This window comes from Psychromonas arctica, assembly GCF_038155225.1.
Classification (GTDB): Bacteria; Pseudomonadota; Gammaproteobacteria; order Enterobacterales; family Psychromonadaceae; genus Psychromonas; species Psychromonas arctica_B.
In genome coordinates this window covers 1-212 of record NZ_JBAKBA010000396.1, presented here as the reverse complement: position 1 = coordinate 212, position 212 = coordinate 1, and the positions used below count along the sequence as shown (strand labels likewise).

The window sequence follows — 212 nt, the reverse complement described above, 5'->3', positions numbered from 1 at the left end:
GAATTTCTTTTTCGCATGTGTAATCGCAGCATTCGCAATATCAATTGGCTTTTGGCTAATATCACTTGGAAAGAACTCAACAGCAACTTCAGCAGCTAATGTTTCCAATTGCTTGATCGCAGCAGCACGATAGATATCGGCACTTCCTACTAATACCGATTTCTTTACTTTGTTTTTAAATAATAAAGACAGTTTATCAACAGAAGTGGTTT

At 36.3% G+C, this 212-nt stretch carries 1 pseudogene; it reads right to left on the bottom strand.

Annotated elements, in window-relative coordinates:
• Positions 1–212 (bottom strand): annotated as a pseudogene (locus V6255_RS18905) (signal recognition particle protein); the annotation flags it as partial.